At 64.6% G+C, this 6,225-nt stretch carries 5 protein-coding genes; all 5 read right to left on the bottom strand.

What is annotated here, in order from left to right:
- Positions 1 to 407 precede the first annotated feature (407 nt).
- The 5 genes from AC07PF_RS17440 to hflK all read right to left on the bottom strand — a co-directional run bounded on the left by AC07PF_RS17440 (position 408) and on the right by hflK (position 6,173).
- Positions 408 to 932 carry a phosphoribosyltransferase gene (locus tag AC07PF_RS17440; RefSeq protein WP_007847579.1) on the bottom strand — a complete coding sequence of 175 codons (525 nt, stop codon included), beginning with the start codon at positions 930 to 932 and terminating at the stop codon, positions 408 to 410.
- Positions 933 to 1,105: 173 nt separating this feature from the next.
- Complete coding sequence (locus AC07PF_RS17435) at positions 1,106 to 2,482, bottom strand: adenylosuccinate synthase (protein WP_145699447.1); 1,377 nt, start codon at positions 2,480 to 2,482, stop codon at positions 1,106 to 1,108.
- 33 nt (positions 2,483 to 2,515) lie between these two features.
- A complete protein-coding gene (locus AC07PF_RS17430; protein WP_007848867.1) occupies positions 2,516 to 3,664 on the bottom strand; it encodes an ATP phosphoribosyltransferase regulatory subunit in 1,149 nt (382 codons plus the stop codon).
- Positions 3,665 to 3,869: 205 nt separating this feature from the next.
- Positions 3,870 to 4,781 carry a protease modulator HflC gene (gene hflC / locus AC07PF_RS17425; protein WP_007848868.1) on the bottom strand — a complete coding sequence of 304 codons (912 nt, stop codon included), beginning with the start codon at positions 4,779 to 4,781 and terminating at the stop codon, positions 3,870 to 3,872.
- Positions 4,782 to 4,790: 9 nt separating this feature from the next.
- On the bottom strand, positions 4,791 to 6,173 hold the full coding sequence (gene hflK / locus AC07PF_RS17420) for an FtsH protease activity modulator HflK (RefSeq protein WP_494612695.1): 1,383 nt from the start codon (positions 6,171 to 6,173) through the stop codon (positions 4,791 to 4,793).
- Positions 6,174 to 6,225 lie beyond the last annotated feature (52 nt).

The raw sequence follows: 6,225 nt of genomic DNA, 5'->3' as shown, positions 1-6,225 counted from the left end.
TTGAATTCTAGCACGGTTTTTTAAGTTCCGTCAAACTTTTTGGAAGTTTTTGATTCGCTCAGCATCTCTGCCAACCATCATCAACCACCCCCAACACCTTCAAGTTCAACCACCTTTCAGCAGTCAGCTCTTGTCAGCGCAGCCTTAGATTGTATACCGAGAAATCAGCGACTTTTCTAAAACTACCGAAGTTTTTTCAAACTCCGCCTCCGTCTGCCCAGAACTTCCAAAGAAGGACCTCCGTGCAGCGAAGCCCTCGACTATAGCACTACTTTGCAGGGACTGCAGGGAAAACCCGAAAAAGTTGCATGGCCATGGGTGCTATCCAAGGAGCCAGCGCGGGAGCCACCAAGAAAAAGGAGGGCTTGCGCCCTCCTCTTCTTTGCTGTGTCCGGCGCCAGGGCCCGTCACACGCGCCACTTCTCCAGCAGCTTGGCAGGGCTCAGGCTGTCATAGCCTTCGAAGGGCTGGTGGATCCAGGGGTTGGTGGGCAGGAACTCCACCGAGTAGTCGGGCGTGAACGTCGACATGCCCTTGGTCCAGATGACGGCGCTGCGCAGTTCCGTAATGGGTGCGTAGTTGGTCCTGAGCATGTCGATCACGGCATGCAGGGTGTGGCCCGAATCGGCCAGGTCGTCCACCAGCAGCACCTTGCCGGCGATTTCGCCCTTGGGGGTAGTGATGAAACGGGCGATGTCGAGGTGGCCCTGCACCGTGCCAGCTTCGGCGCGGTAGGAGCTGGTGGACATGATGGCCAGGGGCTTGTCGAAGATACGGCTCAGGATGTCACCGGGGCGCAGGCCACCACGTGCCAGGCACAGGATGGTGTCGAACTCCCAGTCCGACTGGTGCACCTTGAGCGCCAGCTTTTCGATCAGGCTGTGGTACTCGTCATAACTGACATACAGGTGTTTGCCGTCTTCGGTCAACATGGGCGGGGCTCCTGGGGGTGATGGCTTGTAGATGAGAGGATCACACGGCAACAGCGCCAGGGCAACCCCTCATCGCTATATAGAGGGAATACGAAAAATGCGTTTGCCGCGCAGCACATGGCGCCATGCGGCACCGCCCTGCCGGTGCGAGGCCAGGGCGGGGGTATGGCAGGTCAGTCGGCCACGTAGGGGTGGCGCATCATGATGGTGTGGTCGCGGTCCGGGCTGGTGGAGATCACGTCGACCGGCACACCGGTGACTTCGGCAATGCGCTCCAGGTAGCGGCGTGCTGCCTCGGGCAGCTTGGCGTACTCGGTCACGCCCACGGTGGTTTCCGTCCAACCCGGCAGGGTTTCGTAGATCGGCGTGCAGCGTGCGATGTCTTCCGCGCCCATGGGCAGCAGGTCGATCTTTTCGCCGTCGAGTTCATAACCGGTGCACAGCAGCAACTCGGTCAGGCCGTCGAGCACGTCGAGCTTGGTGATGCACAGGCCCGACAGGCCGTTGACCTGGGCGCTGCGCTTGAGCAGCGCGGCATCGAACCAGCCACAACGGCGGCTGCGTCCGGTGGTCACACCCTTCTCGGCACCCACGGTGCTCATGTGGTAGCCGGGCGTGCCAGGCACTTCCCAGTCGAGCTCTGTCGGGAACGGACCGCCACCAACGCGGGTGCAGTAGGCCTTGGTGATGCCCAGGATGTAGTGCAGCATGCCGGGGCCCACGCCCGAGCCGGCAGCAGCGTTGCCGGCCACGCAGTTGCTGGAAGTCACATACGGGTAGGTGCCGTGGTCCACGTCGAGGAGCGTGCCCTGCGCGCCTTCGAACAGCAGGTTGGCACCGGCCTTGTTGGCTTCGTTCAGTTCACGCGAAACGTCGGCCATCATGGGCTTGAGCAGCTCGGCATGGCGCATGGCTTCGGCGTACACCACGTCGAACTGCACCTTGCCGTCCTGGATGTAGGGCTTCAAGGCATCGCCGAAGACAAACTTGGACGAGCCCAGGTAGGTGGTGAGCACATGGTTGTGCAGGTCCAGCAGCTCGCGCAGCTTGGCGGCGAAACGCTCGGGGTACTTGAGGTCCTGCACGCGCAGGGCGCGGCGGGCGATCTTGTCTTCGTAGGCGGGGCCGATACCGCGGCCGGTGGTGCCGATCTTCTCGGTGCCGCCCTGCTCGCGTGCAGCCTCGCGCGCCACGTCGATGGCGGCGTGGAACGGCAGGATCAGCGGGCAGGCCTCGCTGATGCGCAGGCGCGAGCGCACTTCGACGCCCGCCTTCTCCAGGCCTTCGATTTCCTCGAAGAGCTTGGCGGCCGACAGCACCACACCGTTGCCGATGTAGCACTTGACGCCCGGGCGCATGATGCCGCTGGGGATCAGGTGCAGCGCAGTCTTCACGCCGTTGATGACCAGGGTGTGGCCGGCATTGTGACCACCCTGGAACCGGACCACGCCCTGCGCGCTCTCGGTGAGCCAGTCGACCAGCTTGCCCTTGCCTTCGTCACCCCATTGGGTTCCGACCACCACTACGTTGCGACCTTTGGTTGCTTTCATCTCAGACCCAATTCTCAATTGCAATTAACTCGATCAAACAGCCTGCACGACCCACTGGCCCGCAATCTGCACCAGCTCTCGGTCACAGTGGAACTCATCGACTTCGCTCCCATGCCCAGGCAGAACACATACCACCGTCTCGCCTTGACGGCGCAGCGCGGCAATGGCGGCATTCACATCGCTCGCCTCGCCCCAGGGCGCGCGGATGGCAGCCTTCAGGGCGCGCGGGGACACCACGCTCACCAGTTGCTTGATGTCCAGGCTGAAGCCGGCCGCAGGCCGGTTGCGGCCGAACACGGCACCCACCTCGTCATAGCGCCCGCCGCGCACCAGCGCATCGCTGGCGCCTTTGCCGTAGATGGCAAAGCGGGTGCCACTGTAGTAGGCGTAGCCACGCAGATCGGCCAGGTCGAAGGTGACCACGGCACCGTCCAGGCGCGACGCCAGCCAGCGCAGGTGTGACAGCACTTCGGACACGCCGGCGATGTGCTTCAGGGCCTTGTCGGCCTCAGCCAGCACGGACTCGTCGCCATACAGCTGCAGCAACGCCAGCAGCCCCTGGCGCGATGCCGCAGGGAAGTCACGGGTCAGCGTCGCCAGTTCGCTCGCGTCCTTGGCCGCCAGGGCGGCATGGATACGGCTGAGCAGCGGTGCATCCACCGCCACACCGGCCAGCAGGCTGCGCACGATGCGTACGTCGGCCAGGTCGATGGTGGTGTCGCGCACCTCGGCCACGCGCAGGCACTCACGCGCCAGCTGCAGGGCTTCGAGGTCGGCCTCCAGCCCGGCATGGCCGTAAATCTCGGCGCCGAACTGCAGCGGCTCGCGCGTGGCATGGGGGCGATCGGGGCGGGTGTGCAGCACGGGGCCGCAGTAGCACAGCCGCGTCACGCCCTTGCGATTGAGCAGGTGGGCATCGATGCGGGCCACCTGGGGCGTGGTGTCCGCACGCAGGCCCATGGAGCGACCCGACAGCTGATCCACCAGCTTGAAGGTCTGGAGATCCAGTGCCTCGCCAGTGCCCGTCAGCAGGGATTCAAGGTGCTCCAACAGCGGCGGCATGACCAGCTCATAGCCATAGCAGCGCGCCGTGTCGAGCAGCCCGCGACGCAATTCTTCGATGTGCCGCGCTTCGGACGGCAAGACATCGGCAATGTGATCCGGCAGGACCCAAGCAGACATGGAGAAAAGGGGAGGCTGTTAAAACCGTGATTCTACCGGCACCGGCAAAGCACCCCAAATGGGGGCCTGCCGCGAGGGTGACCGGGGCGGAAAAACCCGGGGAGCCGGCCGCGTCCCACCGGACGGGAGCGGCTCCCCAAAAAAAAGCGGCAACCCCACGGTGCAGGGCTGCCGCTGTGCGCCTGGCAAGCGCAGGCGCGGGGTGTTACTTGCGCGGTGCCGCAGGCTGCGCCGCGGGCGCTGTGCCACCGCGGAAGGCCTTGAAGAACTCCGACGACGAGGGGTCCACCACCATCACGTCGCTCTTCTTGTTGAAGCTGGACTTGTAGGCCTCCAGGCTGCGGTAGAACTGCGCAAACTGCGGATCGCGGCCAAACGCCTCGGCGTAGATGCGGGCAGCTTCGGCATCGCCTTCACCCTTGAGCTTCTGGGCATCGCGGTAGGCATTGGCGATGGCGATCTCGCGCTGGCGGTCGGCATCGGCGCGGATCTTTTCGCCCTCCGCCGCACCGGTGGAACGCAGCTCGTTGGCCACGCGCTTGCGCTCGGCCTCCATGCGGCGGTAGACCGACTCGGTGATGGCCTCGACATAGTCGACGCGCGTGATGCGCACGTCCACCACATCCACGCCCCAGGGCTTGGCACCGCGCACGGTTTCCAGCACTTCGCGCTTCACGTCGGCCATCAGCGCTTCGCGCTTGAGCGACAGCAGCTCCTTCACGGTGCGCTTGTTGATCTCTTCCTGGAAGGCGTTGCGCACCACCCGGTTGAGCTGCATGGCCCCGGCGCTCTCGTCCAGGCCCACATTGCGGATGTATTGGGTGGGCTCCGAAATGCGCCAGCGCACATACCAGTCGATCACCACGCGCTGCTTTTCGGCCGTGAGCATGGGCTCCGTATCGGGGCTGTCCAGCGTGAGCAGGCGCTTGTCGATGTAGGTCACGTTCTGAAACGGCGGCGGCAACTTGAAGTTCAGGCCCGGCTCGGTGATCACTTCCTTGATCTGCCCGAGCGCGTAGAGCACGCCGAACTGGCGCTGGTCCACCACGAAGAGCATGGAGCTCATGAGTGCAAGCACCACCAGGAGGGTGGATGCGATAAATCCGACTCTGTTCACGAGCTGCTCCTAGCGGGATTCACGTTCGCGTGTGCGACTGCTGTCACGCGCCCGGAGGTCATTCGAAAAAGTGGACGTCGGTGGCAAGGTTGGCACCACGGTCGATGCGGCATTGGCCGGCGGCGACTCCAGCGCCGCGGGCGTGCCCGTGGCCACGCTCTGCATGATCTTGTCCAGCGGCAGGTACAGCAGGTTGGAGCCCTGGCGGGAATCCACCAGCACCTTGGTCACGTTGCCATAGATCTGCTGCATGCTTTCCAGGTACATGCGGTCGCGCGTGACCTGCGGCGCCTTCTGGTACTCGGCCAGCACGGACGAGAAGCGTTGCGCATCACCCTGTGCCTGCGCCACGATGCGGGCCTTGTAGGCGGCCGCTTCTTCGTTCAGGCGCGAGGCGGAGCCCACGGCGCGCGGAATCACATCGTTGGCGTAGGCCTGGGCATCATTCTTGGCGCGCTCGCGCTCCTGACCGGCCTTGAGCACATCGTCGAACGAAGCCTGCACCTGCTCGGGCGGGCGCACGCCACCTTGCTGCAGGTTGATGCCCACGACCTCGACACCGACCTTGTAGCGGTCCAGGATGGTCTGCATCAGCGCGCGCACACGCGGGGCGATCTGGTCGCGCTCCTCGGCCAGGGCCGTGTCCATGCGCATCTTGCCCACGACTTCGCGCACCGCCGTCTCGGCGGCCTGCACCACGGCGTCCGAGGGGTTCTTGCTCTCGAACAGCCAGGCACGCGCATCGCTCAGGCGGTACTGCACGGCGAACTTGATCTCGACGATGTTCTCGTCTTCGGTGAGCATGGCCGACTCGCGCAGGCCGGTGCTCTTGATGATGTTGTCGCGGCCCACGTCGGCCGAGCGGATCTGCGTCACGAACACCAGCTCGTGGCGCTCGATCGGGTAAGGCAGGCGCCAGTTGAAGCCCGCACCCACCGTGCTCTTGTATTTGCCGAACTGGGTGATCACGGCCTGCTGGCCTTCCTGCACGATGAAGAAGCCCGTGCCCATCCAGATCACGAAGACGATGCCGGCGATCAGGCCCACGCCCACGCCCGCACTCTTCATGTCGGGCGGCTGGAAGCCTCCGTTGCCGGAGCCCCCCGTGCCGCGCCCACCACCGCCACCCTTGCCGCCAAACAGGCCGCCGAGCTTGCGGTTGAGGTCACGCCACAGTTCGTCCAGGTCCGGCGGCTGGCCGTTGCCCTGGCCCTTGTTGTTCTCGCGCCCGCGGTTGCCTGCGGGGGGCTGCGCCGGCTGGCGGTCGTCCGGGCGGGCGCCGTCGTCCGGCTTGTCTTCGCCACGGCCCCAGCGGGGGTCGTTCAGATTGAACATGCCCCGGATACGTTCTGGCAGCGAAGCCCAGCGTAGGGTGCGATTTTGGAAATTCATGCGCAAAGTCTCTGGTTCTCTGGTGGCATCGATCAAAACGGCATTGTGCCCA

This window comes from Acidovorax sp. GW821-FHT10A04 (genome assembly GCF_059415825.1).
This window is presented reverse-complemented; position numbering and strand designations above follow the sequence as displayed.

Excerpts from the sequence above, each read along its gene's own strand:
- AC07PF_RS17440 (WP_007847579.1), bottom strand. The coding sequence starts at position 932 with ATGTTGACCGAAGACGGCAAACACCTGTATGTCAGTTATGACGAGTAC.
- AC07PF_RS17435 (WP_145699447.1), bottom strand. The coding sequence starts at position 2,482 with ATGAAAGCAACCAAAGGTCGCAACGTAGTGGTGGTCGGAACCCAATGG.
- AC07PF_RS17430 (WP_007848867.1), bottom strand. The coding sequence starts at position 3,664 with ATGTCTGCTTGGGTCCTGCCGGATCACATTGCCGATGTCTTGCCGTCC.
- hflK (WP_494612695.1), bottom strand. The coding sequence starts at position 6,173 with ATGAATTTCCAAAATCGCACCCTACGCTGGGCTTCGCTGCCAGAACGT.